The sequence below is a fragment of the Geodermatophilus sp. CPCC 206100 genome (assembly GCF_048569675.1).
Taxonomy (GTDB): Bacteria; Actinomycetota; Actinomycetes; order Mycobacteriales; family Geodermatophilaceae; genus Geodermatophilus.
Genome location: NZ_JAQISV010000004.1, coordinates 168,777 through 195,445, shown reverse-complemented (window position 1 = coordinate 195,445; position 26,669 = coordinate 168,777). Strand labels below are relative to the sequence as shown.

General features: G+C 72.9%; 23 protein-coding genes. 15 read left to right on the top strand and 8 right to left on the bottom strand.

Annotated elements, in window-relative coordinates:
• Positions 1 to 311 precede the first annotated feature (311 nt).
• A complete protein-coding gene (locus tag PGN05_RS02735; RefSeq protein WP_419750962.1) occupies positions 312 to 785 on the top strand; it encodes an ATP-binding protein in 474 nt (157 codons plus the stop codon).
• Between the two features lie 853 nt (positions 786 to 1,638).
• Here PGN05_RS02735 and PGN05_RS02730 read toward each other — a convergent pair.
• Entirely contained in the window at positions 1,639 to 1,827 is a 189-nt protein-coding gene (locus tag PGN05_RS02730; protein WP_419750961.1) for a lipopolysaccharide assembly protein LapA domain-containing protein, read from the bottom strand.
• Positions 1,828 to 2,226: 399 nt separating this feature from the next.
• Between PGN05_RS02730 and PGN05_RS02725 the strand changes: the two genes are divergently transcribed.
• Positions 2,227 to 2,466 carry a hypothetical protein gene (locus PGN05_RS02725; protein WP_419750959.1) on the top strand — a complete coding sequence of 80 codons (240 nt, stop codon included), beginning with the start codon at positions 2,227 to 2,229 and terminating at the stop codon, positions 2,464 to 2,466.
• Positions 2,467 to 2,593: 127 nt separating this feature from the next.
• Here the strand turns inward: PGN05_RS02725 and PGN05_RS02720 are convergent, their stop codons facing one another.
• The 4 genes from PGN05_RS02720 to PGN05_RS02705 form a co-directional block, all read right to left on the bottom strand.
• Positions 2,594 to 2,815, bottom strand: coding sequence for an RGCVC family protein (locus tag PGN05_RS02720; RefSeq protein ID WP_419750957.1), 222 nt, complete (start codon positions 2,813 to 2,815; stop codon positions 2,594 to 2,596).
• A gap of 100 nt (positions 2,816 to 2,915) precedes the next feature.
• Positions 2,916 to 3,962: a hypothetical protein gene (locus tag PGN05_RS02715; protein ID WP_419750955.1), complete on the bottom strand. Its 1,047-nt coding sequence runs from the start codon at positions 3,960 to 3,962 to the stop codon at positions 2,916 to 2,918.
• 83 nt (positions 3,963 to 4,045) lie between these two features.
• Entirely contained in the window at positions 4,046 to 4,246 is a 201-nt protein-coding gene (locus tag PGN05_RS02710) for a hypothetical protein (protein WP_419750953.1), read from the bottom strand.
• Between the two features lie 659 nt (positions 4,247 to 4,905).
• On the bottom strand, positions 4,906 to 5,178 hold the full coding sequence (locus PGN05_RS02705) for a hypothetical protein (protein ID WP_419750952.1): 273 nt from the start codon (positions 5,176 to 5,178) through the stop codon (positions 4,906 to 4,908).
• A gap of 607 nt (positions 5,179 to 5,785) precedes the next feature.
• Between PGN05_RS02705 and PGN05_RS02700 the strand changes: the two genes are divergently transcribed.
• From PGN05_RS02700 to PGN05_RS02660, 9 genes are all read left to right on the top strand, one after another.
• Positions 5,786 to 6,580, top strand: a complete 795-nt coding sequence (locus PGN05_RS02700) for an IclR family transcriptional regulator (RefSeq protein WP_419750950.1) — start codon at positions 5,786 to 5,788, stop codon at positions 6,578 to 6,580.
• An 85-nt stretch (positions 6,581 to 6,665) separates the two neighbouring features.
• Positions 6,666 to 8,696 carry an acetoacetate--CoA ligase gene (locus PGN05_RS02695; RefSeq protein ID WP_419750948.1) on the top strand — a complete coding sequence of 677 codons (2,031 nt, stop codon included), beginning with the start codon at positions 6,666 to 6,668 and terminating at the stop codon, positions 8,694 to 8,696.
• A 23-nt stretch (positions 8,697 to 8,719) separates the two neighbouring features.
• On the top strand, positions 8,720 to 10,540 hold the full coding sequence (locus PGN05_RS02690; protein WP_419750947.1) for a PEP-utilizing enzyme: 1,821 nt from the start codon (positions 8,720 to 8,722) through the stop codon (positions 10,538 to 10,540).
• Positions 10,541 to 10,551: 11 nt separating this feature from the next.
• Positions 10,552 to 11,622: a PEP/pyruvate-binding domain-containing protein gene (locus tag PGN05_RS02685; protein ID WP_419750946.1), complete on the top strand. Its 1,071-nt coding sequence runs from the start codon at positions 10,552 to 10,554 to the stop codon at positions 11,620 to 11,622.
• 1 nt (position 11,623) lies between these two features.
• Positions 11,624 to 12,124, top strand: coding sequence for an acetyl-CoA carboxylase biotin carboxyl carrier protein (locus tag PGN05_RS02680; protein ID WP_419750945.1), 501 nt, complete (start codon positions 11,624 to 11,626; stop codon positions 12,122 to 12,124).
• The gene (locus PGN05_RS02675; protein ID WP_419750943.1) at positions 12,121 to 13,488 is read left to right on the top strand and encodes an acetyl-CoA carboxylase biotin carboxylase subunit; all 1,368 of its coding nucleotides are present in this window, start codon (positions 12,121 to 12,123) and stop codon (positions 13,486 to 13,488) included. Before PGN05_RS02680 ends, PGN05_RS02675 begins: the two co-directional genes overlap by 4 nt.
• Complete coding sequence (locus PGN05_RS02670) at positions 13,488 to 14,969, top strand: biotin carboxyl carrier protein (RefSeq protein WP_419750941.1); 1,482 nt, start codon at positions 13,488 to 13,490, stop codon at positions 14,967 to 14,969. The genes PGN05_RS02675 and PGN05_RS02670 overlap by 1 nt, the downstream gene beginning before the upstream one ends.
• Complete coding sequence (locus PGN05_RS02665; protein WP_419750939.1) at positions 14,962 to 15,807, top strand: HAD-IIA family hydrolase; 846 nt, start codon at positions 14,962 to 14,964, stop codon at positions 15,805 to 15,807. The genes PGN05_RS02670 and PGN05_RS02665 overlap by 8 nt, the downstream gene beginning before the upstream one ends.
• Positions 15,808 to 15,865: 58 nt before the next feature.
• Positions 15,866 to 17,185: a hypothetical protein gene (locus tag PGN05_RS02660; RefSeq protein WP_419750938.1), complete on the top strand. Its 1,320-nt coding sequence runs from the start codon at positions 15,866 to 15,868 to the stop codon at positions 17,183 to 17,185.
• 43 nt (positions 17,186 to 17,228) lie between these two features.
• Here the strand turns inward: PGN05_RS02660 and PGN05_RS02655 are convergent, their stop codons facing one another.
• Positions 17,229 to 17,810, bottom strand: a complete 582-nt coding sequence (locus PGN05_RS02655; protein WP_419750936.1) for a TetR/AcrR family transcriptional regulator — start codon at positions 17,808 to 17,810, stop codon at positions 17,229 to 17,231.
• A gap of 76 nt (positions 17,811 to 17,886) precedes the next feature.
• Between PGN05_RS02655 and PGN05_RS02650 the strand changes: the two genes are divergently transcribed.
• From PGN05_RS02650 to PGN05_RS02635, 4 genes are all read left to right on the top strand, one after another.
• On the top strand, positions 17,887 to 19,413 hold the full coding sequence (locus PGN05_RS02650; protein WP_419750934.1) for an MFS transporter: 1,527 nt from the start codon (positions 17,887 to 17,889) through the stop codon (positions 19,411 to 19,413).
• A 164-nt stretch (positions 19,414 to 19,577) separates the two neighbouring features.
• Positions 19,578 to 21,062: an NAD-dependent succinate-semialdehyde dehydrogenase gene (locus PGN05_RS02645; RefSeq protein ID WP_419750933.1), complete on the top strand. Its 1,485-nt coding sequence runs from the start codon at positions 19,578 to 19,580 to the stop codon at positions 21,060 to 21,062.
• Positions 21,059 to 22,483 (top strand): flavin monoamine oxidase family protein, encoded by a 1,425-nt coding sequence (locus tag PGN05_RS02640; RefSeq protein WP_419750931.1) that lies wholly within the window; start codon positions 21,059 to 21,061, stop codon positions 22,481 to 22,483. Before PGN05_RS02645 ends, PGN05_RS02640 begins: the two co-directional genes overlap by 4 nt.
• Positions 22,484 to 22,497: 14 nt before the next feature.
• On the top strand, positions 22,498 to 23,871 hold the full coding sequence (locus tag PGN05_RS02635) for an NAD-dependent succinate-semialdehyde dehydrogenase (RefSeq protein ID WP_419750930.1): 1,374 nt from the start codon (positions 22,498 to 22,500) through the stop codon (positions 23,869 to 23,871).
• 65 nt (positions 23,872 to 23,936) lie between these two features.
• Here PGN05_RS02635 and PGN05_RS02630 read toward each other — a convergent pair whose 3' ends face one another.
• Together PGN05_RS02630 and PGN05_RS02625 are read right to left on the bottom strand one after the other, a co-directional pair.
• Entirely contained in the window at positions 23,937 to 25,637 is a 1,701-nt protein-coding gene (locus PGN05_RS02630) for an amidase (RefSeq protein ID WP_419750928.1), read from the bottom strand.
• Positions 25,634 to 26,656 (bottom strand): agmatine deiminase family protein, encoded by a 1,023-nt coding sequence (locus PGN05_RS02625; RefSeq protein ID WP_419750926.1) that lies wholly within the window; start codon positions 26,654 to 26,656, stop codon positions 25,634 to 25,636. Before PGN05_RS02625 ends, PGN05_RS02630 begins: the two co-directional genes overlap by 4 nt.
• Between the last annotated feature and the right edge of the window lie 13 nt (positions 26,657 to 26,669).

Genomic DNA, 26,669 nt, shown 5'->3' with positions numbered 1-26,669 from the left:
GCATCGGTGCGGTGGCGGGTGAGCCGAGGATCCGCACGGACCCGTCGTTCAGACGCCGACGCCTCGTCGGCGTGACGGGTCGACACGTCCTTCGTCGTGCGTGGAAGGGCGCCGTTCGACGGATGTGGTGTCTGCCGGCGGTGCAGTCCTACGGGTTTTCCCACCTCCGGGCGGGGTAAGTGCGACGTGGTCAAAGCGGTTCAACCGTTTCACCTGGTGGCCCCGGAGTCGGCGACCTGAAGGTCCTGGGAGTCGGCCATGGTGCACAGCCTTTCCGAGGGTCAGTCGTTCCCACAGCCGCGAACTTGCTCGTGAGCATTCAGTCGCCGCCGAACGTCACACGGGACGGTTCATCGGCGTTCTTGAAGGCGACGACGGACGTGCGGCACCGCGAGTGGCGCTTGCCTTCCGTCCTAGCCTCAGTCCCCGGGATGCGCCGGGGGTTGCGCGGCCTGCTCGACGACTCGGCGCTGTCCAACGACGAGATCGAGGACCTGCTCCTGGCCGCCAGCGAGGCAGCCAACAACGCGGTTGAGCACGCGCTGCAGCCGACGAAGCCGTTTTTCGACGTCTGCACCGAGGTCGACGACGGACAGGTGACCATCGTCGTCCACGACTACGGAGGCTGGCGGCAGCAGACATTCCCGTCGGACCGGGGACGCGGCCTGGCGATGATGAGGGCCCTGGCCGACACCACGGTCATAACGAGTTCGCACGGGACGACGGTGACCATTCGGAGCCGCCGCGCGGGTCCTGGGGCGATGGCTGACCCGGGTGGGGCGTAATAGACGGGCGCTCAGTTTGCGACAAGGACGTGCACTTGGCGTGTCCCTGAGTAAGCGGCTCAGGGCAAGGGGGAATCTGGCTGGCTACGCGCAGACAGGTTGAGCCCCGCGCGCTGTCTCCACTCGCCACGGTCCAGAGCCACCAAGACGCCGCCGTTCACCCAAGCGCCTTCGGACGGCCCGGGCGCCAGCACTGTGGAGGCGGCTCTTGAGCAACTCCGCCGCTCTGGGGCGCCGTAGTCGTCCCGGTGCTGAGTTCGGCCGACCACGTGCCGTCCTCGCGCCGGAAGATCGACCCCTCAACGTGCGCGCGGCTGCCCACGTCGGTTCCCTCCGGCGGTGTCGGCCTGCCCGCGCACCGGCCTCTCTGCCGGCGGGCTGCGGTCTCTGGTCCTGCGGGGAAACCTCACCAAGGGCGCCGCTGATGGGCGCGGGGCCGAGGCCCTGCCGATCGCCTGGGAGTGCACCGCCCCCGCCCGCCCGGCAGGTCGCAGGCGGTGGGCGACACCGGCTGGCTCCCGGCCAGCGTGGTCGGCAGGCGCGTCATCGCCGGCGACGTCGTGGAGTTGGAGTTCGCCGCCGCGGAGGGCGACTTCCCGGCCTGGCGGCCCGGAGGCCACATCGACGTGCACCTCGCCGAAGGCCTCACCCGCCACTACTCGCTGTGCGCGGACCCGGCCGACGGGAGCGCAGGCGCATCGCCGTCCGCTCGACGAGCAGGGTCGCGGCGGCTCCTGCTACGCCCACGACCACCTCGTGGCAGGGGACGTCGTCACCCCGACCGGCCCCACGACAACTCAGGGCTGGTCGACGCCCCGGAGTACCCGTTCATCGCGGGCGGGATCGGGATCCCTCAGCGGCGGCGCCTGCGGACCGCGTGGCGGAGCTGGAGGATGCGGGCGCTGCCGAGGATCAGCGTGAGCAGGATGCCGCCGACAGCAGCAATGAGGAGCATGAGTGCCAGGGAGGTGGTACCGGTCATCCCGAGGAAGGACACCTGCACGGCGCGGGTGTTCTGGATCATGAAGATGATCAGGGCCACCGTGAGCACTGCCCCCGCGCAGGCTGCCACCCAGAGGCGTCCAGTGCGTGTGGGGCGCACCTGCAGGCGCGGCTCGGTCGAGGAGCGCGGTGAGCTCGCCTGCTCCGGTCGCTGACTGGAGGGCACCGTGCCGTCGGGGGCCCGGGAGGGACCCGGCGTGGTTGGGGGATGGAGAAGGGACATGGTCCGCTCCTGCCTGTTGCCGTCGCCGGTTCGGTGGCACCACGAGGGTGGCGTGTCACTCGTTCCGGACATCCCTGACACTAGGCGCTCATCCGCTCGGTGGAGGTCTCCGACGGCCACCCGCTTCCGCCGAAGGGGCTCGAGAGAGTGTCCAGCAGAGGGGTGCGCCGCGCCGGTCCATTGGCCCGTCGAGGCCCGCGCCTGATTTCCTGAGACATGCCGAAGATGCTGCGGATGGCCGGGACGGACCTCGTGTGGGAACTCGACGACTCCGTCGATCTCGCGAGTCGCGCCAGGGAGATCGAGACGGCTCGGGCGAGCAACCAGTTCGTGACGCTCAGGGCGCGGCTGCCGGGCCAGAGCGAGTTCTGCTACCTCACCCTCGCCCCCGGGCAGCTCGCGTGGTGGTCGCTCGGCGAGGAGAGCAATCCGAGCACCATGGACTGGAGCCGGTGATCGCCGCAGAGTGCAACCTGCGGAGTCCACGAGGGAACCTGTCGGGGCCGCCGCAGGACTGCCGAGCGACGTCCGCCTCGCGATGGTTGGCGTAGCGGCGGTGACGATGCCGGCCGGGGCCGGCCGCTCAGGAGGACCGGCAGGCGCAGCCCCGTGAGATGCTGCCTCTGAGGGTGGCGTGACAGAACCTGAGCCCGACCGAGTCGTGACGGGCCACCGCGTGCGGGCACACGGCGCACATAGCTCCGTCCCTGGGCTGGGGCCCGGTGTCGGCCAGCGCCTGCGCCCTCTCGGCAGGGGATCTGACGCCGGTCCGAGCCTCGGTGGCGTGCGGAACGCGGATGTTCATGGTGGAGCCAGCCTGACTTCGCCGTCGGAGCGGCGGGATAGACGAACACCGGATCCGGCACCGCAGGGGCGGTGCACGAGATGAGACCCACACCGTGACGCTACGCCTCCCGGCCTGAACAGGGGACGTGCCCGCGGAGCAGTCGTGAGGCTCCGCCGTGGTCGGCCGGTCCAGAACTGCTCGAGTGGATGGGGGACGGTCCCGGCCAGCGCTCGCCGGTGGACGCCAACGGACTGGGCATTGCGCGTGCTTCGCGCAGATTGGCCGCCCCGTACTCGGGATAGACGATGAACCCATGCCATGCGTCGACATCGAAGTCGATGCGCACCTCGGCGACGTCCGGTGACCGGGAGCGACGTTTCTGGGCGATGTCCTCGATGTCGGCTCGAAAAGACTGGGCCTCACTGCGGGTCGTCATCGCCGTGTGCCCGAACAACTTGATCAGGACAGGCAGTCGGGGCTGACGGCGGACGATCTCGATGACCGAGTCCCGCGTGTAACCGCTGCGCCAGATCGGGGCCCAGTGATACTGCTCGACCAGGAACTCGAGGACCGTGCCCCACGTCGTCGGCAGCCGGGTAGGCAGTGACCACTCCGCGACCGGGGGTCGACTCATGTCGACGCGCTCACTGCGCGTGTGGCGCCACCAGTCCAGCCGGGCGGGGATGGGCCGCCGCACTGAACCGTCGCGGGACCTGCGGGTGTTGATGCCGTCCTCGATGAGGAGGTGAGTCGCGGGGATCGCCTCCGACATCAGGATGCCCAGGGTGGGCAGCGTACCCGTCGATTGGCCGCGCATGATCACGTAGTCGTAGCCCCTGCAGGCCGACAGCAGTTCCGGCGCGTGGTCCTCGCACGTGGCAGCGAACCGGTCGGGCGACAACTCGGCGCGGAGGCCGGGACTCGGTCTGAGCGTGTTCGTACCCACCCGGGTGATGCCCAGGATGTCGTAGCCGGTCAGCGACGCCTCTGCTTGGTAGCGAGGTCCCGTGTTCGCGTCGTTGCCCCCTACGGGATAGTGCGAGACGACGAGTGTGTCACTGGGGGAACTGCCGGCGGCAAAGCGTGTGAGCTGCAGTCGGCCGTCGAGGCGCTTCCGACCGGCCGTCGACATGTCTGGCACCTCTCGTTCGAGCCCGCGCGTCACCTGGAGACCGTCGCCCCGACGGAACCGTGTCGACGGAGGCGGTGCACCGGCCGACCTGTCACGTGGGGCCGACGGGCGCGGGACTACGCAGCTACGCTAGTCGGCCCGGGATCAGCGGCGGCTCCGGTTGCCACTCCGTCCAGGTGAGTCAGCACCTGGCGGATGTAGAAGCCGAAGACCGCCTGGTGGACACCGAGGAACGCCAGCGCCTGCCACGGGCTCAGCACCAGGAACGGCGCGCCGACGAAGGCGGTCAGGTGGACGGCGAGGAGGCTCGCCTCCACCCGTCGAGCGCCGAGGGCTCCGACCGTCCTGGGTCATGAGGGCCAGCGTCGCGTCGGTGACCGGCAGCGCGGAGGAACAGGCGCGGACGAGGGCGTTGGGCAGCCCGATCCCGCTACCAGACTCCCGGAGGACGGCGGCCAGGATCTCGGTGACCCGTTTCGACGCCACGCTCACCTCCGGACGGGTGTCCGGCCTTGGGCTCGACAGTCGTCAGCCGGCTCCGCTGAGTCGTCGGCCGGACGCCTCGAACGTGCCGGGCAGTGCCTCCCGGTGGCGGGGCGATGACGCGGGCGGCGGTCCGCCGTCCGCGCGGCCGCCCTCTCTCGAGCCGGGAACGGCTGTCTCGCCGGGCTTCACCGGTCCAGGCCGCACGGCGGGCGTGGCTGAGTTCAGGGCCAGGCGTCCCGGGGCGTGGGTCGAGGACGCCGGAGGGAGGCGCTCGACCCGCCGCGACCGAGCGCATCGGCTAAGGCGGGGCGTCCGGCGCCCGCCGGCGACTACCGGGACGTCGTGATGCCCACAGCGCAGCGCGGAGGTCACCGCTTCTCGTCGTGGGTGAGCCGCTTCGTCGGTGACCTGGTGCGAGCCTTGGCCCCGCACTCGACTTGACTGGCGGGGCCGGTGCAGAACGACTCCGCGCGACGTCTGGCCCCGTCGCTCACTCGTGCAGATGCCTGGCGTCAGCGGACCAGTGGTGACCGCCTTCGGATTCCCAGACCCCCGTCTTCTCGCGGTCCAGTGGCAGCGCAGCCGAGCGCGGAGTCGGCACCGGCGGGCCGGCCGCGCTCAGCGCGTCGAGCAGTGCGGTGGGTTGCTCCTGGTTGCCCGGGTCGGTGGCCGCGGAGAAGGCGCGCTGTGCACCCGTCGCCGTCAGGTCTCCGGCGTCCGCCCGGGGAGTCCGCGGGCGGCGAGTGACTCGGATGGTGGTCATGATGAGATCGAAGTGAGTCGACGAGACGTCCGAGTGATGGTGAGTCCCATGGCAGGGACCGCCGATCTCCCTCCGCCAGCGGAGGGGCTGGCGCCGAACTGACGCCGATGTGAACCTACACCGATCCAGCGACCTGGCCGGTGAACAGGCGTGGGCCGTCGGTCCACCCGTCACACCGGGGAGGCTCGCGTGTGGTCGGGGGGGTGGCAGCAGACGGTTCGCCGGAGTCCGTTGTGGCTCGACCTCCACAGATGAACCCGAGCCCGTGGGAAGTCGCAGCTCAGGGGCCGTATCTGGAGAGATCCGGTACTGCCCCTGAACGCTTCCGGAGGCGGGCCGCCCCCACTTCGACCACCATCAGCTCGCTCCACGAGGACCTCCTCGAGGAAGATGTCGACCTCGCTGGCCGAGATGACGGCCTCGCCGCTCGACGTCGTCATGTCCTCCGCCTCTCCATCACGCCGCCGGAGCGGCCCTGGGGACCTGCTGGCCGCGGGGACAGGGGCTACCGGCTGACGTGATCGGCACCACCTCTTTCCGGGATGCGGAAAAAGCGGAGCACTGATCACCAAGCGAGGAGGGGAACGCCGAGCACTAGCGTGGTGGCATGGGCGGCGACCGCGAAGCCGGTCAGACGGGTGGCCGGCGATCGGTCACGGTCCGGGCGACGTCGCTGTTGAGCGCGTTCGACGCCGACCACCGGGTGCTGAACCTCTCGCAGCTGTCCCGCCGCAGTGGCCTCCCGCTGGCCACCGTCCACCGGCTCGCCGCCGACCTCGTCGAGAGCCGCCTCCTGGTGCGCCGGGCCGACGGCCGCTACGAGATCGGCGCGCTCCTCTGGCGACTCGGGCTGCTCGCACCGCCCACCGAGCTGCGCGAGCTCGCCCTGCCGCACCTGCAGGACCTCGTCGCGGCCACCGGACACACCGTCCACCTGGCCGTTCTGGACGGTGCCGGCGCACTCGTCATCGAGCGCCTCTCCGGAACCAGGAGCCTGCCGACCCGGCACAGCCCCGGCGGCCACCTGCCCCTGCACTGCACCGCTGTCGGCAAGGCGCTGCTGGCCTACGCGGACCCCGCCCTCGTCGACCGGGTCGTCAGCAGCCTCCGGCGGCACACCGCGTACACCGTCACCGACCCGGCTGCCCTCTACCGGCAGCTGGAGGAGATCCGGCGCAGCGGCGTGGCGCGCAGCGCACAGGAACACCGCCTCGGCGTCTCCTCCCTGGCCGCCCCGGTGAGCGGCCACGACGGCGTGGTGGCCGCGCTCGGCCTCCTCGCACCGCTGCGCAGCCCGCGCCTGTCGGGCGTGCTGCCGCACCTCCGAGCTGCCTCCGCCTCGCTGAGCGCCGACCTGCTCCGCAGCGGACTGGCGGTCACGGACGCCGGCGGCCTGGGCTGAGCCTGCGGCCTCGTCCGGCCCGGAGTTTCCGCATACCGGGAGGGAGGTGTTGCCTGTCACACCGACCTCGGCGACTGTCTCGCCCATGTCGGGGTCGGCGGTGCCGGGGGCGGCCGAGGACAGGTCCGTCCGCGAGGGCGACCTGCTGTGGACGCCGTCCCCGGACCGGGTGGAGCGGACCCGCCTGACCGCGTTCACCCGCTTCGCCGAGGAGCGAACCGGCCGGACGTTCGGCGACTACGGGGCCCTGTGGGCGTGGTCGACGACGGAGCTGGAGCAGTTCTGGTCGGCGGTCTGGGACTTCTTCGGGGTCCGCTCGTCGGCCCCGTACGACTCCGTGCTCGCCGCCGACACCATGCCCGGCGCCCGCTGGTTCCCCGGTGCCCGGCTCAACTTCGCCGAGCACGTCCTGCGCAGCCAGGTGCCGGGCGTACCGGCGTTGCTGTACGCCAGCGAGACCCAGCCGCTGCACGAGCTCCCCTGGGACGAGTTCACCCGCCGGATCCGTGCGGTCGCCACCCACCTGCGCCAGCGCGGGGTGCGGCCCGGGGACCGCGTGGTCGGCTACCTCCCGCACGCCCCCGAGGCGATGATCGCGATGCTCGCCGCGGCCGGCGTGGGCGCCGTGTGGGCCGGCGTCTCCCCGGACTTCGGCGCCCGCGGCGCGCTCGACCGGCTGGCGCAGCTGAGCCCCACGGTGCTGGTCACCGCTGACGGCTATCGCTACGGCGGCCGGGACTTCGACCGGCGGAACGAGGTCGCCGAGATCGTCGCCGGGCTGCCCGGCCTGACGGAGGTCGTGTCCGTGCCCGTGCTGGGCCTGCCGGTGTCCGGCCTGCCGGTGCCGGTCACGTCCTGGCCCGACGTCCTGGCCGGTCCGTCCTCCGGTGCCGACGACTTCGTCTGCGAGCAGGTGCCGTTCGACCACCCGCTGTGGGTGTTGTTCTCCTCCGGGACGACCGGCCTGCCGAAGCCCATCGTGCACGGGCACGGCGGGATCCTGCTGGAGCAGCTGAAGTCCCTGGCGTTCCACCAGGACCTGCGTCCCGGCGACCGGGCGTTCTTCTTCACCACCACCGGCTGGATGATGTGGAACTTCCTGGTCAGCATGCTGACCTCGGGCATCGTGCCGGTGCTCTACGACGGCAACCCGTCGCACCCCGACGTCGACGTCCTCTGGCGGCTGGCGCAGGACAGCCGCGCCCGCTTCTTCGGCACCAGCCCCACCTACGTGGAGCTGATGAAGAAGGCCGGCATCGTCCCTCGGGAGCGGTTCGACCTGTCCGCCCTCGAGATCGTCATGCCGGCCGGGTCGCCGGTCGCCCCCGCGACCACGGCGTGGTTCTACGAGGCCGTCGGCGACGACCTGTGGGTGGCCACCGGCAGTGGCGGCACCGACATCTGCACCGGTCTCGTGGGCGGGGTGCCGACGCAGCCGGTCCGCGCGGGGCAGATCCAGGCCCGCTGCCTGGGAGTCGCCGCGGAGGCCTGGGACGACGCCGGCCACCCGGTCGTCGGTCGCGTCGGGGAGCTGGTCATCACCCGCCCGATGCCGTCGATGCCGCTCTACTTCTGGGGCGACGAGGACGGCGCCCGCTACCGGGCCAGCTACTTCGACGCGTTCCCCGGCGTCTGGCGGCACGGCGACTTCCTCGAGGTCGACGAGCACGGCGGCTGCTACGTCCGGGGCCGCTCCGACGCCGTCCTCAACCGGCACGGGGTGCGCATCGGCACCGCGGAGATCTACCGCGTCGTCGAGGACGACCCCGCCGTCCTCACCTCGCTCGTGGTCAACCTCGACCTGCCCGGCGGCGGCTTCTTCATGCCGCTGTTCGTCGTCCTCGCGGCCGGTGCCGTCCTGGACGACCGGCTGCAGGAACGGCTGCGGCGCAGGCTCCGGGAGGAGTACACGCCGCGGCACGTGCCCGACCGGTTCATCGCCGTGCGCGCGATCCCGCTGACCCGCAGCGGCAAGAAGATGGAGGTCCCGGTCCGCCGGCTGCTGATGGGCGCCGACCCGGCGGACGTCGCCGATCCCAGCGCCATGGCCGACCCCGGCTCCCTGGCCGACGTCATCGAGTACGCCCGCACGCAGTGCGACTACTCGCTCGCCTGACCCCCGAGAAGAGGAGACGACAGATGTCCCAGCCCACCGGTGAGCGGTCGTTCCCGCTGCCGTCCCAGATCGCCGACGTCCCGGGTGCTGCGGGGTGGGAGCAGATGTACCCCTACTTCTCGCGGTTCCAGCCCGAGGACGACCAGCGATTCTGGTTCTACAACTCGATGCACTTCCCCGAGGTGGTGCCGGCCTTCGACGGCCTCACCTCCGAGATCCCGTACACCGCGATCGGCGCGAACACCGCGCGCCTGTTCTCCTTCCCGACGACCCTGGGGATCGAGTACCGCATCCTCAACGGCCGCGTCTACATCACCGCCAACCCGGTGACCGACCCGGCGCAGATCGAGCAGCGGCTGGCGCACTTCCAGGAGCGGGCCGGCCACTACTACCAGAACTGGGACGCGATCTACGCCGAGTGGCAGCAGCGGATCGAGGCGCTCATCGCCGACATCGAGGCCGTCGAGGTGCCCCAGCTGCCCGAGCTCGACGACCTCTCCGTCGTCACCGGCCACCGCGGCTACGCCTCCAACCACCTGCTCCGCGAGAACTTCCACCGGTGCATCGACCTGTACTCGAAGATGTGGCACCACCACACCGAGCTGCTGATGCTCGGCTACGGCGCCTACGTCGTCTTCTTCGGCTTCTGCAAGCAGGCGTTCCCCGAGATGGGCGACCAGATGGTCGCCCGGATGGTCGCCGGCATGGACGTGACCATGTACCGGCCCGACGACGAGCTGAAGAAGCTGGCCGCGCTCGCGGTGGAGCTCGACGTCGCCGACCTGTTCGTCGAGGGCAGCGACCCGGCCAAGGTGCTGGCCGGCCTGGGCGAGCGCGGCGACGCCGGCGCCCGGTGGCTGGCCGCCCTCGAGGAGGCCAAGGACCCGTGGTTCAACGTCTCGGTCGGCGACGGCTTCTACCACCACCACCTGTCCTGGGCCGACGACCTGACCGTGCCGTTCGCCGCGCTGCCCCGCTACGTCGAGCAGGTCGCGGCCGGTGCGGACCTCACCCGACCCACCGAGCGGCTGGCCGAGGAGCGCGAACGGATCGCCCAGGAGTACCGGGCGCTGCTGGGCAGCGACGACGAGAGGGCCGCGTTCGACCAGATGCTCGGGCTGTGCCGGCAGGTGTTCCCCTACATCGAGTCGCACAAGTTCTACTGCGAGCACTGGTTCACCACGCGCTTCTTCCAGAAGATCCGCGCGTTCGGTCGGCTGCTCGCCGACCGCGGCGTCCTGGCCGAACCCGACGACGTGTTCCACCTGCGCCACGTCGAGGTCGAGGACGCCCTCGCCGACGTCCAGCTCGCCTGGGCCTCCGGAGGCAGCGAGCTCGGCGCCCGGCACTGGCAGCCGATCGTCGCCGAGCGCAAGCGGATCGTGGCGGCGCTGTCGTCCTGGTCGCCGCCGCCGGCGCTGGGGCCCGTGCCCGAGGCGCTCAACGACCCGGCGGTGCAGATGCTCTGGGGCATCACCGACGAGACGATCGAGACCTGGCTGTCCGGCGACGAGCTCGACGACAACACCGTCCGCGGGTACGCGGCCTCCCCGGGCGTCGTCGAGGGCGTCGCCCGCGTCCTGATGAACGTCAACGAGATCGGGTCGATCCGCGAGGGCGAGGTCCTCGTGTGCCCGGTGACCGCGCCCAGCTGGGGCCCGGTGTTCGGCAAGATCGCCGCCGCCGTCTCCGACATCGGCGGCACCATGTCGCACGCGGCCATCGTCGCCCGCGAGTACGGCATGCCGGCCGTGGTGGGCACCGGCCAGGCCACCACCAAGATCAGGACCGGTGACCGCGTCCGCGTCGACGGCGATCGCGGCGTCGTCACCGTCCTCGGTTGAGGGGGAGCACCATGACCACACTCCCGCCCGTGCTGCGCTTCGCCGACGTCGGCCGGGACGACGTCCCGGCGGCCGGTGGCAAGGGGGCCAGCCTCGGGGAGTTGATCCGGGCCGGCATCCGCGTGCCCGACGGCTTCGTGGTGACGACGGCGGCCTTCCGGTCCGCGGTCGCCGCGCTCGACCTGGGCCCGCGGGTGACCGCGCTGGACCCGGCCGACGCCGATGCCGTGGCGGCCGCCTGCACCGAGCTCCGGTCGACCGTCGAGTCCGCGCCGCTGCCGGCCGAGGTCGCCGAGGCGGTGACCGCCGCGTACGCCCGGCTGGCCGACGAGTGCGGCCAGCGGGACCTGCCGGTGGCCGTGCGCTCCAGCGCCACGAGCGAGGACTCGGCCGAGGCCAGCTTCGCCGGGCTGCAGGACACCTACCTGTGGGTGCGCGGCGCGGACTCTGTCCTCTCCCACGTGCGGAGGTGCTGGGCGAGCCTGTACAGCGTCGAGTCGGTGACCTACCGGCGGCGCCGCGGCATCCCCGAGACGGACCTGGCGATGGCCGTCGTCGTCCAGCAGATGGTGGGCTCCCGCAGCTCCGGGGTGATGTTCACCCGCAGCCCGCTGTCCGGCGACCGCTCGGTCGTCGCCATCGACGCCAGCTGGGGCCTCGGCTCGGCCGTCGTCGGCGGCGACGTCACCCCGGACTCGTTCGTGGTCAGCAAGGTCACCGGGGAGATCGTCCGGCGGACGGTGTCGACCAAGACCCGCTGGCACCAGCCCGACCCCGGCGGGGCCGGCGTGGTGGAGAGCGACGTGCCAGGGAACCTGCGCGACGTCCCGTCCATCAGCGACGACGAGATCGCCGAGTTGGTGGCGATCGCCCGGCGGGTCGAGGCGCACTACGGCTGCCCGCAGGACATCGAGTGGGCGGTGTCGCGGACGGCATCGCCCGGCGAGAACGTCTTCCTCCTGCAGAGCCGCCCGGAGACGGTGTGGGCGGACAAGGACGCGGCCGCGGTCGCGGCTCCGACCGCCCGCGCCTTCGACCACGTGGTCAACCTGCTGGGCGGCAAGCGCCCGTCGGGCGGCTGACATGGACCTCACCCCCGACGACGTCCGCGACGTCCTGCACGCGCTGGACTCCAGCGGCCTGGACGAGCTGCACCTCGAGCTGGCCGACCTCACCCTGACGGTGCGCCGCGCGGGCGCGTCCGGCTGGACGGCCGAGCAGCAGGTGCTCCGCCGGCCCGCGGTGGAGCGGGGTGGCGAACCGCCCGTGGCGGCCGAGCCGGAACGGCCGCGCGCCGCCGTGGCCGAGGGCATGGTGGCGGTGCACCCGCCGCTGCTGGGCACCTTCTACCGGGCGCCGAAGCCGGGTGCGGGACCGTTCGTCGAGGTCGGCGACCGCGTCGCCGAGGACACCGTGGTCGGCATCGTCGAGACCATGAAGATGATGACGCCGGTGCACGCCGGCGTCCGCGGCACGGTCGTGGAGTTCCGCACCCCCAACGGGGAGTTCGCCGACACCGACGCGGTGCTCCTCGTGGTGGACCCGGGCGCGGACGCCGCCGGGCTGGGCGAGGGCGCGTCGTGAGGATCCGGCGGCTGCTCATCGCCAACCGCGGGGAGATCGCGGTCCGGGTCATCCGCACGTGCCGCCGGCTGGGCATCGAGTCGGTGCTCGCCGCCTCCGACGCGGACCTGGACGGGCTGCCGGCGCGGCTGGCCGACCGGGTCGTGCGCCTGGGTCCCGCGCCGGCGTCGGCCAGCTACCTGGACCCGGCGGCCGTCGTCGGCGCCGCGCAGGCGGTGCACGCAGACGCGGTGCACCCCGGCTACGGCTTCCTCTCGGAGAACCCGGCGTTGGCCCGGGCGTGCGAGTCGGCCGGGATCGTCTTCGTCGGTCCGACGCCGGCGTCCCTGGAGGCGGTCGGGGACAAGCTGCGCGCCCGCTCGCACGCGATCGCCGCCGGGCTGCCGGTCGTGCCCGGGGGCGAGGCCGCGGACCTGGCCGGCGCGCAGGCGGTGGCCGCCGAGGTCGGCTACCCGCTGCTGGTCAAGGCGGTGGGTGGGGGCGGCGGGCGCGGGATGAAGCTGGTCGGCACCGCTGAGGAGCTGCCGCACACCCTCGACCTCGCCGTCTCCGAGGCCGCCGCCGCGTTCGGTGACCCGCGGGTCTACCTGGAGCGGTACGTCGCCTCCGGCCGGCACGTCGAGGTCCAGGTGATCGGTGACGGCGCCCGTGCCGTGGCCCTGGGCGACCGCGACTGCTCGGTGCAGCGCCGCTACCAGAAGCTGTTCGAGGAGGCCCCGGCGCCGCTGCTGCCCGACCGCGTCCACACCGAGATGGCGCGGGCCGCCCTGGCCCTCGCCGAGCACCTCGGCTACCGCGGCCTGGGCACCGTCGAGCTGCTCTACGACCGCGAGCGGGAGGCGTTCTACTTCCTGGAGATGAACGCCCGGATCCAGGTGGAGCACCCGGTGACCGAGATGGTCACGGGCATCGACCTGGTCGCCGAGCAGCTCGCCGTCGCCGAGGGGCGGCCCCTGTCCATCCGGCAGGAGGACGTCGTCCTCACCGGCCACGCTGTCGAGTGCCGGATCAACGCCGAGGACTGGACCGCGGACTTCCGGCCCTCCCCGGGGCGGATCGACCGGGTGGTGCTGCCGGTGGGGAACGGCATCCGCGTGGACACCCACGTGCAGGGCGGCTCCGTCGTCCCGCCCTACTACGACTCGCTGCTGGCCAAGCTGATCGTGCATGGAGCAGACCGCGCCGACGCGCTCGCCCGGGCCCGCGCCGCGCTCGCCCTGCTGCGCGTCGAGGGCGTGACGACGACCGTGTCGGTGCACCAGGCGCTGCTGGCCGACCCCGAGTTCGCCGCCGGGGGAGTGGACACCGGCTTCTTCGAGCGGTTCCTCCGCAGCTCCCAGCCCGACCTCGTGGAGGTGTCCTGATGGCCGACGTCGAACTGGTCGACGTCTCCCTGCGCGACGGCAACCAGAGCCTCTGGGGCGCCGCCGGCCTGCGCACGGCGCACGTGCTGCAGGTGGCGCCCCTCCTGGAGCGGGTCGGCTTCCGGGCCCTGGACTACAGCTCCAGCACCGCGATGGGCATGCTCGTCCGCACCCACCGGGAGGACCCCTGGGAGCTGTTCCGGCGCACCCGCGCGCTCATGCCCACGACCAAGCTGCAGTTCATCGGCACCGGGTTCCGCTTCATCTCCTGGCAGAACTCCCACCCCGACACGATGCAGCTGGTCTACGACCGGCTGGTCGCCAACGGCATCGACCGGGTCGTCGTCCTCGACCCCATGCACGACATGGACGCCGCCCGCGCCACCGCCCGCCGGCTGAAGAAGGCCGGCGTCGACGAGGTGGTCGCGGCGCTGACCTTCACGATCAGCGCCGTCCACGACGACGCCTTCTACGCCGACCTCGCTCGCCAGATGCGCGAGTGCCCCGACGTCGACCGTGTCTACGTCAAGGACCCCGCGGGCATCCTCACCGCCGAGCGGGCCCGCACGCTGCTGCCCGCGATCAAGGCCGAGCTCGGCAGTACGCCGCTCGAGCTGCACTCGCACGCCACCATCGGACTGTCTCCGCTGACCTACTCCCTGGCGCCGGAGCTCGGGATCGAGGTGCTGCAGACCGGCTGCGGGCCGCTCGGCAACGGCTCGTCGCTGCCGGAGGTGCGCCGCACCGTGGCCAACCTGCGCGAGATGGGCCACCACGTCGACATCGACGACCGCGCCCTCGGGCTGGCCTGCGACTTCTTCCAGCGGCTGGCGGCAGCGGAGGAGCTGCCCGCCGGGCGACCGCAGGACTTCGACGCCGCCTTCCTGCACCACCAGATCGCCGGTGGCGTCATGACGACGACCCGCCGCCAGCTGCGCGAGATCGGCATGGAGGACCGGTTCGACAGCCTCATCGACGAGGTCGGCCGGGTCCGCGCCGAGCTCGGCCACCCGATCATGGTCACGCCGTTCCCGCAGATGGTCGTGTCGCAGGCGCTGTTCAACGTGATCGGGGAGCGCTACTCGAACGTGCCCGACCAGGTGATCCGGTACGCGCTGGGCAGCTTCGGCCGGCCCACCGCGCCCATCGACCCGGACGTGCTCGACCGGATCCTCGACCGGCCCCGGGCGCGGGAGCTGCAGTCGGAACCCCCACCGCCGTCACCGGCCGAGCTGCGCCGCCAGTTCGGTCCGACGATCAGCGACGAGGAGCTGTTGCTGCGGGCGCACATGCCCGCCGAGCAGGTCGACGCGATGGTCGCCGTCGGTCCCGCGCCGGCGCACTACAACCCGACCCTCACACCGGTGCTCACCCTGCTCCGCGAGCTCGGCGAGCGACCGTCCGTCCACGACCTGGCGGTGGGCAAGCCCGATCTGCGGCTGTTCGTGCACCGCCGTGCGGAAGGAACCCCCCGTGCCTGACCTGGACACCGGCGCCCTCGAGCGGCTGCGGCGGGTGCGCGGCTTCGTGCTGGACATGGACGGGACCCTGGTCCTCGGTGACCGCAACAACCGCGGGCTGCGCGCGCTGCCCGGAGCGGTCGAGTTCGTGCGCCTGCTCGCCGAACGGGACCTGCGGTTCTGCGTGTTCACCAACGGCACCGTGAAGACGCCCAGGCAGTGCGCGGACGCCCTCCAGCAGGCCGGCTTCCCCGTGCCCGACGACGCCGTCCTCACGCCGGCCACGGCCGCGGCCGAGGTGTTCCGGCGACGAGGACACCGACGGGTGATGGTGCTCGGCGGCAAGGGCATCACCGAACCGCTGGAGGCCGCCGGCATCGAGACACTCCCGCCCGTGCGCGGAGCGACGGCGGACGCCGTCTTCGCGGGCTGGTACCGGCAAGAGCTCACCTTCGAGGCGCTCGAGGCCGCCTGCTTCGCGGTCTTCGAGGGGGCCAGGTTCTACAGCGCCTCCCAGTCGCTGTTCTTCGCGACCGCCGAAGGCCGCACGCTCGGCACCTCGCGCGCGATCAGCGCCGTCGTCCGCGACATCACCCGAGCCCGGGTGACCGTCGTCGGGAAGCCGGCCCTGCAGGCCCTCCAGGCGGCGGCGCGCCACCTCTCCGTCCCAGCCGCGGAGGTCGCCGTGGTCGGTGACGATCCCGAACTGGAGGTGCCGATGGCCCACAAGGGCGGGGCACTCGCCGTCGCGGTGCACACCGGGATCGGACACGCGGAGTCGTTCACGGACCTGCCCGAGGACGTACGACCCCACCTGGACCTGCCGGACGTGGGCGTCCTGGCCGACCTCCTCAGATGATGCCAGGGGTCTGAGGGCAGGGGGGCGTCAGGTGCGGTGGCGCGGGTAGACGACGCTCGTGCGCCTGCCCGGTCCCACGGACCTCCTCGACCTGCCCTGGACGCTCGCCGACTCCGTCCGCAGCCTCAGCGCGGCACTGCCGCGCGCCGAGACGCTGCTGCCCCTGGCCGACGACGTCCTGCGCCGCACCCGCTCCCTGCTCGACGGCGCCGGGCCCGCGCTGGCCCGGGCGGCGGCGGTGGGTCCCGAGGCGTTCGAGGTGGCGGCCGACGTCGTGCGGCGCGTCGCCGCGGTCGCGACGCCGGAGCGGGTCGCGACCCTGGGCGCGCTCGTCGACCGGCTCGACGCCGCGCTGGCGCCGGAGCGGGTCGAGGCGGTCACCCGCGCCGTGGACACGCTGCGGTCGCGCGCCGACGTCGTGCCACGCGTCCTCGACGCCGTCGACGGCCTGCTGTCCTCGGGCCGGCTGGACCGGCTCGCCGACGGGCTCGACCGGCTGCTGGCCGCCGACCTGCTGCCCCGCGTCGACCGGTTGCTGGACCACCTGGCCGACGAGCGCGTGGAGCGCGCTCTCGACCTGGCCGGGGACGACCGGGTCGTGCGGGCCCTCGAGCTCGTCACCGGCGACCGGGTCGACCGGACCCTCGACGTCCTCACCGACGAACGGGTCGACCGGACCCTGGACCTGCTGACCGGCGACCGGGTCCAGCAGGCCCTCGACCTGGCCGCCGACGAGCGCGTGCGCACGCTGCTGGACCTCGCGGCCGACGAGCGCGTCCTGCGTCTGCTGGGCCGGCTCGACGCCCTGCTCGCCGCCGACCGCGTCCCGCGCCTGGTGGACCGGGCCGGTGCCCTGCTCGACGACGAGCGGCTGTCGCGGGTCGGCACCCGGCTGGACCGGATGCTGTCCGACGAGAACCTCGACCGCACCGAGGAACTGCTCGGGAGCGGGCAGCCGGCCGCGGCCCTCGGCCTGCTGACCCGGCTCGACCGCGAGCTCACCGACGACGCGGCCCGCGCACTGGGCACGCTGCTCGAGCGCCTGCCCGCGTTGCTCAGCGAGGAGAGGGTCGCCGCCCTGGCCGCGCTCACCGACCAGGTGCCGCGGCTGCTGGGCGGACTGGAATCCGGCTCCCTCCCGCGCACCGCCGACCTGGGGCGGGTGCCGACCGACCTGCACGCGATACTCGAGCTCATCGACGACCTCCACCAGGTGGTGTCGGGTCTGCCCGGCGCCGGACGCGCCCGAGACCGCGGTGACGACCCGCACCCGCAGGTCGAGGACCCGCGGCCGCCCGACGACGGCGGGCCCAACCGGGAGGCGCAGTCGCCCCGGACACCGACGGAGGGCCACAGCTCGTCGTACGCGGAGGGCTGACCTCGCGCGGTCGTGCACCGGGCCCGCCGTCGACGCGTGAGGCTCAGGGACCGTCGACGAGCGGGCCGGATCCGCGGGTGAGCCGCAGCAGGAGATCCCGGGTGGTCGCGAGCTCCGCGGCGCCCAGCGGCCCCTCGAACAGCGGGGCGATGGAGACGCCGTCGCAGGCCCGCATCACGACGAGGATGCGCTGTGGGTCGACGCCGTCCTCGGCGAGGGTCTCGTTCCAGCGCCGGTAGCGCTCCTGCGACCGGCGGGTCAGCTCGGGGAACGAGCTCAGGGTGGCCATGACCGTCGTCTGCTCGACGGCGTCGTGGCCGCCGCCTCGCTCCAGCTCGTCGAAGGTGGCTCGCACGTACGCGCGCAGCAGTCGACCGGGCTCGGTGTCGTCCGGGTCGAGCCGGTCCCGGACGGCCCGGTCGAACTGCTCGAAGAGGTCGTCGGTGAGGGCGGTGAGCAACTCGTCCTTCGTCCGGAAGTGGTGCAGCAGGCCCCCCTTGGACACGCCGGCCTCCCGGGCGACGACCTCGAGGCTGACGCCGGGCCCGTGGGCGAGCACCGACCGCGCGGCCGCATCCAGCAACGCCCGGCGCGTGCGCCCCGCATCCCGCACCTGACCCGGCACCGCGCCTCCCTCTCCACGCCCGCAGTGAGCCTAAGCCCGTTGCTAACCGACCGTCCGGACGGTACGTTATCTCGACGTGAGCACTGCCGTCGCCGCCTCCGACCCCGCCCCGACCCGCCCGGAGGAGATCCGCTCCGCCGGGCCGCGGGAGTGGGCGGCCGTGGCCGTGCTGGTCCTGGCGGTGGTGCTCCTGTCGGTGGACAGCACGGTGCTGTCGCTGGCCGTCCCCGCGCTGACCGCCGACCTGCGGCCGTCGGCCGGGGAGCTGCTGTGGATCGGTGACGTCTACGGCTTCGCGCTGGCCGGCCTGCTCGTGCTCATGGGGGGCCTGGCCGACCGGTACGGCCGCAAGCGCGTCCTGCTGCTGGGTACCGCGGCGTTCGGGCTGGCCTCGGGCGTCGCCGCCGTCGCGGCCGACCCCGCGACGTTGATCGCGGCGCGGGCGGCCCAGGGCGTTGCGGGGGCCACGCTCATGCCCTCGACCCTGTCGCTGATCCGCAACCTCTTCCCCGACCCGCGCCAGCGGACCCGGGCCATCGCGCTGTGGAGCGCGGCCGCCTCCGGCGGGGCGGTGCTCGGCCCACTGGTCGGCGGCGCGTTGCTGCAGTCCTTCTGGTGGGGGGCGGTCTTCCTGGTCAACCTGCCGGTGGTGGTCGTGCTGCTCGTCGCGGGCTGGTTCCTGCTCCCGGAGTCCCGCGCGCCGCGGTCGGGGCGGCTGGACGTCGTCGGCGCGCTGCAGTCGATCGTCGCGGTCCTCGGCGTGGTGTACGCGGTCAAGGAGGTCATCGGCCACGGGCCGACCGCGGCGGCGGCCGGGACGGCGACGGCCGGGGTCGCGGCCGCGATCCTGTTCGTCCGTCGGCAGCGGCGGATCGCCCATCCGCTCGTCGACATCCGGCTGTTCGCCAACCGGGCCTTCTCCGGCGCCCTCGCCAGTCAGCTGGTCGCCCTGCTCGCGCTGACCGGCCTGCTGTTCTTCTTCTCCCAGTACCTGCAGCTGGTGCGGGGTCACTCGCCGCTGGAGGCCGGCCTGCGCGAGCTGCCACTGATGCTGGCCTCGCTGGCCGTCGTCGCAGTCGTCGGGCCGCTGGTCGCCCGCCTGGGCCTGGGCCGGGCCATCGGCCTCGGGCTGGCCGTCGCCGCGGTCGGCATGTTGGCGCTGGCCGGCGCCGAGGCGCTGTCCGGGTACGCCTGGCTGGCCGTGGCGTTGGTGGTGCTGGGCTGCGGCTTCGGGCTGGCGTTCACGCTCAGCACCGACGCGGCGGTGAGCGCGGTCGAGCCGCGCCGGGCGGGGACCGCCTCGGCCCTGTCCGAGACCTCCTACGAGCTGGGCGCCGCCCTGGGGATCGCGCTGCTCGGCTCGTTGCAGGTCGTCCTGTACCGCAGTGCCCTGCCCCGCGACGCGGGCCCCGGGGTCCGGGAGTCGCTGGCCCGGGCGACCCAGGACGGGGCCGGGGAGGGCGTGCTCGCGGTCGCACGCGAGGCGTTCACCTGGGCCATGCAGGGCACCGCCGTCACCGCCGCCGTCCTCCTCGTCGTCGCTGCCGTCACCGCCTGGGTCGTCATCCCCTCCACGAGGACGCGCGGCGCCCACGGCCACTGACCGCCCGTCGGTGCCGACAGTGCCGGATCGGCGCGAGGGCGGCGACGGCACCGCCGTTCCGGCACTCGTGGCAGCAGCCGTCTCGCCATAGCGTCCGGGAACCGGCCTGTGCCCGCCCTGCTCCTGTGACGGGTCGTCGAGGCCCGACCACCGAGAGGACTCCCGTGACGATCGCACCAGCGCGTCCGTCGGAAGCCGCCGTGCTCGAGTCCGTCCCCACCGGACTGTTCATCGGCGGAGCCTGGCGGCCCGCCTCCGACGGGGCGACGTTCGACGTCCTCGACCCCGCGACGGGTCAGGTACTGCGGACGATCGCCTCGGCGAGCGTCGACGACGGCCTCGCGGCGCTGGACGCCGCGGCGGCCGCTCAGGCCGAGTGGGGCGCGACCGCCCCCCGGGTGCGCAGCGAGATCCTGCGACGGGCCTGGGAGCTCCTGCAGTCGCGGCGCGACGAGGTCGCGCTGCTCATGACGCTGGAGATGGGCAAGCCGCTGGCCGAGGCGCTCGGCGAGGTGGCCTACGGCGGTGAGTTCCTGCGCTGGTTCAGCGAGGAGGCCGTGCGCGTCTCCGGCCGGTACGGGTCCAACCCGGAGGGAACCGGCCGGATGGTGGTCTCACACCACCCCGTCGGGCCGTGCTTCCTCATCACGCCGTGGAACTTCCCGCTGGCGATGGCGACCCGGAAGATCGCTCCGGCCGTGGCGGCGGGGTGCACCGTGGTGGTCAAGCCGGCCGAGCTGACGCCGCTCACGACCCTGCTGTTCACCCGGGTCCTCGAGGAGGCCGGGCTGCCGGCCGGGGTCGTCAACGTCATCCCCACGTCGTCGGCACGGGAGGTCAGTGCGCCGATCATCGCCGATCCCCGCCTGCGCAAGCTGTCGTTCACCGGCTCGACGGAGGTCGGCCGGGCCCTGCTCAAGCAGGCGGCCGACAACGTGCTGCGGACGTCGATGGAGCTGGGCGGGAACGCGCCGTTCGTCGTCTTCGCGGACGCCGACCTGGACGCCGCCGTGGAGGGTGCGCTGGCCGCGAAGTTCCGCAACTCCGGTGAGGCCTGCACCGCCGCGAACCGCTTCCTCGTCCACCGGGACGTGGCCGACGAGTTCGCTCAGCGGGTGTCCGCCCGCGTCGCCGCGATGCGGGTGGGACGGGGCACCGAGGACGGCGTGGACGTCGGCCCGCTGATCGACCAGGCCGCGGTCGACAGGGCCCGGGCCCTGGTGGAGGACGCCGTGTCCCGCGGGGCGACCCTGCACACCGGAGGGTCGGCCGTCGAGGGGCCCGGCACCTTCTTCCAGCCCACCGTCGTCTCCGGGGTCCGCGAGGGCAGCGACCTCCTCGCGACCGAGATCTTCGGACCGGTCCTGTCGATCGTCCCCTTCACCGACGAGGACGAGGCCGTGTACCTGGCCAACGACACCCCGTACGGCCTCGTGGCCTACGTCTGGACGCGCGACCTCGCCCGCGGTCAGCGGATGATCGAGCGCCTCGAGACCGGCATGCTCGGGCTGAACGCCGGCGTGATCTCCAACGCCGCCGCGCCGTTCGGAGGCGTCAAACAGTCCGGGCTCGGCCGCGAGGGCGGCGTGGAGGGGATCCACGAGTACCTCACCACCAAGTACACGATGACCCCGGACCCGAGCCGATGACCGGCACAGCCGTCGTCCACCCGTCTCCGCAGTCGACCACGGAAGGCACGTCCCGGACCGTCATGGAACACCTCGAGCGGAACGTCGCCGTCATCGGCGCGGGCGTCACCGGACTCACCGCCGCCACCCGTCTCGCCGCCGCGGGCAAGACCGTCGTCGTCCTCGAAGCCCGCGAGCGCGTCGGCGGACGGCTGTGGACCGAGGTGGTCGACGGCCAGCTGCGCGAGATCGGCGGCCAGTGGGTGTCGCCCGACCAGACCGCTCTCCTCGAGACGCTCGACGAGCTCGGTCTGGAGACCTACTCCCGCTACCGGGACGGCGAGAGCCTCTACATCACCCGGGACGGGGAGCTGCGCCGGTTCACCGGCGACATCTTCCCCGCGGGGGAGCGGACCGAGAAGGAGATCTCCCGGCTCGTCGACGTCCTGGACGGCCTGACCGCCGAGGTGGACCCGGCGGCGCCGTGGGCGCACCCTCGGGCCCAGGAGCTCGACCGGATCTCGTTCCGCGGCTGGCTCGAGCAGCAGACCGACGACGACGAGGCCCGTGAGAACGTCGCGCTCTTCGTCGCCGAGGCCATGCTCACCAAGCCGGCGCACACGTTCTCGCTGTTGCAGGCCCTCCTCATGGCCGCGAGTGCCGGGGGCTTCAGCAACCTGGTCGACGCCGACTTCATCCTCGACAAGCGCGTGGTGGGCGGCCTCCAGCAGGTGCCGCTCCGCCTGGCCGAGGAGCTGGCGGCCGGCTCCGTCCGGCTCGGCACCCCGGTGCGGACGATCGAGTGGGACGAGTCCGGTGCCACGGTCACGGGCGCGGACATCGCGGTGCGGGCACGGCACGTGGTGGTCGCGGTCCCGCCGAACCTCTACGACCGCATCCAGTACGTCCCGGCGCTGCCGCGGCTGCGCCAGCAGCTGCACCAGCACCAGTCGCTCGGCCTGGTGATCAAGGTCCACGCGACCTACGAGACGCCCTTCTGGCGCGCGGGCGGCCTGTCGGGCACCGCGTTCAGCCCGTACCAGCTGGTGCACGAGGCGTACGACAACACCAACCACGGGGAGAGCCGGGGCACCCTGGTCGGCTTCGTCGCCGCGGAGCAGGCCGACGCGCTGCTCCGGCTGAGCGCGGAGGAGCGCCGGGCCCGGATCCTCGAGTCCCTGGCGGCCTACTTCGGGCCGGAGGCCCGTCGTCCGGTCACCTACTACGAGAGCGACTGGGCGGCCGAGGAGTGGACGCGGGGCGCCTATGCCTCGAGCTTCGCCCTGGGCGGTCTCACCCGCTACGGCGCGCTTCAGCTCCAGCCCGTGGGTCCGATCCGGTTCGGGTCGAGCGACCTGGCCGGCCTGGGTTACCAGCACGTCGACGGCGGCATCCGGGTGGGCCGGCGACTCGCCGACGACATCATCGCAGCCGGCACGTGACGAGGAGAGACCCCATGCCTGCCTACGCAGTCACCAACCCGGCCACCGGGGAGACCGTCCGCACCTACCCGGCCATCTCCGAGGCCGACCTGGACGGAGCGATCGCCGAGGCCTCCGCCGCGTACACGTCGTGGAGCCGCGCCACGACCCCGGCCGAGCGGGCGGAGCTCGTGCGCAGGGTGGGTGCCCTGCTCACCGAGCGCAGCCAGGAGCTGGCCGAGATCGCGGTGCGGGAGATGGGCAAGCCCATCGCGCAGGCCGTCGGCGAGGTGGAGTTCGCGGCCGAGATCTTCCGGTACTACGCCGACGAGGGACCCCACCACCTGGGCGACGAGCCGATCGACGTCGAGTCCGGGTCCGCCGTGGTCCGCAAGGAGGGACTCGGCGTCCTGCTCGGCGTCATGCCCTGGAACTTCCCCTACTACCAGGTCGCGCGCTTCGCCGGGCCCAACATCGTGGCGGGGAACACCATCCTGCTCAAGCACGCGCCGCAGTGCCCCGAGTCCTCGTCCGCCCTCGAGGAGATCTTCCGTGCCGCCGCGACGGAGCTCGGCGTCCCGACCGGCGTCTACCGCAACATCCTCGCCACCGACGAGCAGGTCGCCGCCGTGATCGCCGACCCGCGCGTCCAGGGCGTCTCCGTCACCGGCTCGGAGCGGGCGGGCTCGGCGGTCGCCGAGGTCGCCGGCCGCAACCTCACGAAGGTCGTGCTGGAGCTCGGCGGCTCCGATCCGTTCATCCTCCTGTCCACGGACGACCTCGACGCCGCCGTGACCGACGCGGTCAACGCCCGGCTCGACAACAACGGTCAGTCCTGCAACGCCGCCAAGCGCTTCATCGTGACCGCCGACCTCTACGACCGGTTCGCCGAGAGGTTCACCGGCGCCCTCGGCGCGGTCACGCCTGCGGACCCCACCGACGAGAGCACGACGCTGGGACCGCTGTCGTCCGACACGGCCAGCGAGCGGTTGCAGGAGCAGCTCGACCGCGCGGTGGAGCAGGGGGCCACCGTGCTGGCGCGCGGCGAGCGGCGGGGCAACTTCTTCCCGCCCGCGGTGCTCGCTGACATCACCCCCGAGATGGACGCCTACCGGCAGGAGTTCTTCGGTCCGGTGGCCATGCTGTTCCGGGCCGAGGACGAGGACGACGCCGTCCGGCTCGCCAACGACACGCCGTTCGGCCTCGGCTCCTACCTCTACACCACGGACCCCGACCAGGCCGACCGCGTCGTCGACCGGATCGATGCCGGGATGGTGTGGGTGAACCTGGTGCTGGGCGACGCCGCCGAGCTGCCGTTCGGGGGCACCAAGCGTTCCGGGTTCGGTCGCGAACTGGGCCGCTACGCCCTCGACGAGTTCGTGAACCGCAAGCTCGTCCGGAAGGCGTGACGCCGGCACCGAGCAGTCGCTGAGCCCCGCACCACCCGACCCGGGCGGTGCGGGGCTCAGCCGTGTCAGGGAGTGCGGGGCGGGCGGGTGCGGCGGGTGCAGGTCCCCTCGAACGCGGTCGCGAGCAGCAGCAGCGCCGTGTCGTCGTGGGCCCGCCCGGCGAAGGTGAGTCCCACCGGCATGCCGATGTCGGCCATCGTCCCCATCGGCACCGTGACGGTGGGGATGCCCAGGTGCCGGATGACCAGGTTGCCGTTCGCCACCCACACGCCGTTGCGCCAGGCCAGATCCGCGGATGTGCTGGTGCGGTCCGCGTCGGCCGGCCCGACGTCGGCCACCGCGGGGAAGACGACCGCGTCCAGCGACAGCTCGTCCATCCACGCCTCGAGGTCGACGCGACGTGTCTCCTCGAGCCCCCGGACGCCGTCGGCCAGCTCCGGCATGTCGGCCCAGGTGGCCCCGGGGTGCTCGCGCACCCAGTCGGGATACCGCGCGATGTCGTCGTCGAAGCCGGTGTAGCGGTGGGGGAGCGCACCCTCGGGGTGCGGGGAGATCCTCGCCCCGTCGACGTCGGCCAGGCTGCTCAGGGCAGGGTCGCCGTTGGCACGCAGGAACTCCTCCCACGCCCACGCGGAGAGGTCACCGATCTCGCGGCGCAGGAACGCCGGCGACACCAGGCCGCGGGTGGCGACGGTCGGCATGCCCGGACGGTCCCGCTCGTACCTCGAGACCACGGGGAAGTCGACGTCGACCACGGTCGCACCGGCCGCCTCCAGGTCGCGGCGGGCCGACTCCCACAGGGCCATCACCGACGGACGCGTCTGGATCCGCCGGCCCGTCGGGCCGCCGATCCCGCCGTCCTCGGCCGTGCCGGCCTCCGGGTCGGCGTTGACGTACATGCGCGGTATCCCGAGGCGTCGCCCGGCCAGCGCACCCGCGCCGACCTCGGACAGCGCCACGAAGGACTCCGGCCGCACCTCCGAGGGGCGGGGGATCGGCACCCACCGCTGGGTGCGCCAGAAGTCGCCCCGGGTCTCGTCGTCGTCCGCCACGACGACGTCGAGCACCTCGAGCAGGTCGGCCATGGTGCGGGTGTGCGGCACGACGACGTCCATGGTCGGCACGAGCGGCCAGTTGCCGCGCACCGAGATGACTCCGCGCGACGGGGTGTAGGCGCACAGGCCGCTGTTGCTGGCGGGTCCGCGCCCGCTCGACCAGGTCTCCTCGGCGAGCCCGAAGGCGGCGAAGCTCGCCGCGGTCGCGGTGCCCGATCCGTTGGACGACCCGGAGGCGAACGGAGCTGCGAGGTAGTCGGCGTTGTAGGGGCTCTCGGCGCGGCCGTACAGACCGCGCTGCATGCCCCCGTTGGCCATCGGGGGCATGTTGGTCAGCCCGAGGCAGACGGCTCCGCCGGCGCGGAGGCGCTCGATGGCGAACGCGTCGCGCTGGGCGACCAGATCGGCGAAGGCGGGACTGCCGGCCGCCGCGGTCAGACCCCTGACCAGATAGCTGTCCTTGGCGGTGTACGGGATGCCGTCCAGCGGGCCGAGGGTCTGCCCGCGGGCACGACGCGCATCGGATGCCGCTGCCTCGGCGCGAGCACTCGGGTTGCGCACGACGACGGCGTTGAGCGCCGTGGGGGAGGAGGGCGGGTCGTAGGCCTCGATGCGGGCGAGGTAGGCGTCGACCAGCTCGACGGCGGTCGTGCGGCCCGCCTCGAGCGCGGCACGCAGTGCGGCGATGGGTGTCTCGACGACGTCGATCACGCGGACACCCGGGGCTGCTGCTGCGTGATGCAGTGGATCCCACCGCCGCGGGCGAACAGCTCCCGGGCGTCGACCGTGACGACCTCGCGGCCCGGGTAGGCCTCCGCCAGGATCGAGCGGGCCCGCACGTCGGCCCGCTCCTCGCCGAATCCGCAGGCGACGACCCCGCCGTCGACCACCAGGTGGTTCACGTAACTCCAGTCGACGTACCCGTCGTCGTCCTCCAGCGTCGCCGGAGCGGGGAGGTCGACGATCTCGAGGGGTCGACCGGCCGCGTCCGTCTCGTCGGCCAGCAGGCCCCGGAGCTCCTTCATCACGGCGGAGTCGGGGTGTCCGGCATCGGGCTGCGCGTGCAGGAGCAGCCGGCCGGGCGAGGGGAAGGTGGCGACGATGTCGACGTGCCCCTTGGTGCCGAACTCCGCGTAGTCGCGGGTCAGGCCCCGGGGGAGCCACACGGCGTGCCGGGCGCCGAGGGTGCGCGCCATCTCCGCCTCGACCTGCGCGCGGTCGAGGTGGGGGTTGCGCCGGGGGTCGAGCTGCACGGTCTCGGTCAGCAGCACGGTGCCGTCGCCGTCCACGTGGATGCCGCCGCCCTCGTTCACCAGGGCCGAGCTGACCACCTCGGCTCCGACGTGCGTGGCGACGGCGCGGGCGATCCCCGCCGAGAGCCGCCACTCGGCCCAGTCGGGCGCGCCCCACCCGTTGAAGACCCAGTCCACGGCTCCGAGGACCCCGGGGCGCTCGTCGTCCACGACGAACGTCGGGCCCACGTCGCGCATCCAGAACTCGTCGAGCGGGGCCTCGACGATCTCGACCTCGGCGCCGAGCATCCGTCGCGCCCGGTCGCGCTCGCTCGGGTCGACGACCATGGTGACCGGCTCGAAGGCCGCGATGGCGTGGGCGACCGCGGTCCAGGCGGCATATCCCGCCTCGCGGTGCACGTCCGAGGCGCCCAGCGTGTAGCCCTCGCGCGGAAAGGCCATCCAGGTCCGGTCGTGCGGATCGCCTTCGAGGGGCATGCGCCACATGGTC

What these genes read in the sequence shown, in the direction of transcription:
- PGN05_RS02705 (WP_419750952.1), bottom strand. Translation starts at nt 5,178, where the DNA reads ATGACCACCATCCGAGTCACTCGCCGCCCGCGGACTCCCCGGGCGGAC.
- PGN05_RS02690 (WP_419750947.1), top strand. Translation starts at nt 8,720, where the DNA reads ATGTCCCAGCCCACCGGTGAGCGGTCGTTCCCGCTGCCGTCCCAGATC.
- PGN05_RS02685 (WP_419750946.1), top strand. Translation starts at nt 10,552, where the DNA reads ATGACCACACTCCCGCCCGTGCTGCGCTTCGCCGACGTCGGCCGGGAC.
- PGN05_RS02695 (WP_419750948.1), top strand. Translation starts at nt 6,666, where the DNA reads ATGTCGGGGTCGGCGGTGCCGGGGGCGGCCGAGGACAGGTCCGTCCGC.
- PGN05_RS02670 (WP_419750941.1), top strand. Translation starts at nt 13,488, where the DNA reads ATGGCCGACGTCGAACTGGTCGACGTCTCCCTGCGCGACGGCAACCAG.
- PGN05_RS02725 (WP_419750959.1), top strand. Translation starts at nt 2,227, where the DNA reads ATGCCGAAGATGCTGCGGATGGCCGGGACGGACCTCGTGTGGGAACTC.
- PGN05_RS02700 (WP_419750950.1), top strand. Translation starts at nt 5,786, where the DNA reads ATGGGCGGCGACCGCGAAGCCGGTCAGACGGGTGGCCGGCGATCGGTC.
- PGN05_RS02720 (WP_419750957.1), bottom strand. Translation starts at nt 2,815, where the DNA reads ATGAACATCCGCGTTCCGCACGCCACCGAGGCTCGGACCGGCGTCAGA.
- PGN05_RS02635 (WP_419750930.1), top strand. Translation starts at nt 22,498, where the DNA reads ATGCCTGCCTACGCAGTCACCAACCCGGCCACCGGGGAGACCGTCCGC.
- PGN05_RS02640 (WP_419750931.1), top strand. Translation starts at nt 21,059, where the DNA reads ATGACCGGCACAGCCGTCGTCCACCCGTCTCCGCAGTCGACCACGGAA.
- PGN05_RS02625 (WP_419750926.1), bottom strand. Translation starts at nt 26,656, where the DNA reads ATGCCCCTCGAAGGCGATCCGCACGACCGGACCTGGATGGCCTTTCCG.
- PGN05_RS02680 (WP_419750945.1), top strand. Translation starts at nt 11,624, where the DNA reads ATGGACCTCACCCCCGACGACGTCCGCGACGTCCTGCACGCGCTGGAC.